Origin of the sequence: Pseudomonas sp. K5002, assembly GCF_013386655.1 — a bacterium.
Classification (GTDB): domain Bacteria; phylum Pseudomonadota; class Gammaproteobacteria; order Pseudomonadales; family Pseudomonadaceae; genus Aquipseudomonas.
Genome location: NZ_JACARK010000332.1, coordinates 1 through 1,329 on the forward strand (window position 1 = coordinate 1; position 1,329 = coordinate 1,329).

The following is a 1,329-nucleotide window of genomic DNA, read 5'->3' on the forward strand; positions in this document are numbered from 1 at the left end:
TTCGCTGCTGGCGATGCTGTTTGCCGCACTGAGCTTCCTGCCGGCCTTCGTGCACCCGCTGTACAGCGTGATCGGCCTGGCGGTGACCGGCGTGGTCCTGGACTTCTGCGTGCAGATGAACATGGTCCTTGGCCAGCGCGCCATCTACGCCCTCGACGCCAGCAGCCGTAGCCGACTGAACGCGCTGTACATGACCAGCATCTTCATCGGCGGCGCGTTCGGCTCGGCGATTGCCAGCAGCGTGTACGAACACGGCGGCTGGCTGGGGGTGATGCTGGTGGGCAGCGCATTCCCGCTGGTGGCGTTGCTGCGCTTCTTGAGCGCCTCGCGGCAAGGGGCGGTGGCGACTGCCTAGTCAAACTTACAACCGCACCAACTTCTCCAAAGCCGCATCCGCCAGAAATGACGAGCGGCTTTTCACTTTGTGCTCACGCACATACCGGTCGATACGCTGGATCACATAGCCGGGCAAGGTGACATTGACCTTCTCGGTCTTGCCCAGATACGGCGAGATGTCGAGCTCCAACATCCCCCAGCCCATCCCGGCGTATTCCTCATTATCGTGGTGGGCGGCCACCGACGTTGGCATCGGAATCACCCGACCCTCTGCCGCGATCTCCTGCAACAAGATATGCGCCACTTCAACCGCTGCGTTGTAAGCCTCTTCAAAACTATCCCCGGCGGTTACAGCACCTGGAATATCGGGGATCTGAATACCGGTGGCGACAAAATCATCACCCCATTCGATACAGATTGGGTATTGCATGGAACATCTCCTTAAATCGTCCTAAAACGAAAACAGCCCGGCGCGCTTCCTGATACTTCGCACGGTGCCCTGGGGCAGATCCTTCTTGGGATGGGGCACCGGTATCGTGTACGGGTTATAGCGGTGGGTGAAAATATGATGGCTGCCTGTCACCCGATCCAGCACCCAACCCGCCTCTTGCAGCTCTTTGATCAATAGCCTGCTTTGCACCACAGCCTCCTTGCTCCGGCCTGAATAAAAGTAACTCTAGAGTTACCTTTACTCAAGCACAGAATCAGCCGGGCTGACTGACGGCTGTTTTACCGGATGTTGGAAAACCTATAAATTTATTCCCTTAAGGCATAAATCATATGTCAACCAACCGCCTTCTACCCTTACCCAAAAGGCGCCATGATTCCCGAAACGCCCCCCCCAAAAGGACACCCGATGGACCGCCTCACCGCCATGGAAACCTTCGTCCACGTCGTCGAGACCGGCTCGTTTTCCGCGGCTGCAAAACGCTTGGGGATTGGCCAGCCCGCCGTCTCCAAGGGCGTTGCGCAGCTGGAGGCGCGGCTGGCGGT

The 1,329-nt window shown here is 58.2% G+C and carries 3 protein-coding genes and 1 pseudogene; 2 read left to right on the forward strand and 2 right to left on the reverse strand.

The annotated features are described in order from the left end of the window. Window positions 1-355: pseudogene (locus tag HX846_RS16290) on the forward strand (MFS transporter); the annotation flags it as partial. A gap of 6 nt (window positions 356-361) precedes the next feature. Here HX846_RS16290 and HX846_RS16295 read toward each other — a convergent pair. Continuing rightward, complete coding sequence (locus HX846_RS16295) at window positions 362-766, reverse strand: type II toxin-antitoxin system HicB family antitoxin (RefSeq protein WP_003210603.1); 405 nt, start codon at window positions 764-766, stop codon at window positions 362-364. Between the two features lie 21 nt (window positions 767-787). Then, window positions 788-976: a type II toxin-antitoxin system HicA family toxin gene (locus HX846_RS16300; protein WP_003210604.1), complete on the reverse strand. Its 189-nt coding sequence runs from the start codon at window positions 974-976 to the stop codon at window positions 788-790. Window positions 977-1,192: 216 nt separating this feature from the next. Between HX846_RS16300 and HX846_RS16305 the strand changes: the two genes are divergently transcribed. Next, window positions 1,193-1,329: LysR family transcriptional regulator (locus HX846_RS16305; RefSeq protein ID WP_178965721.1), on the forward strand; the 137-nt coding region annotated here is incomplete at its 3' end.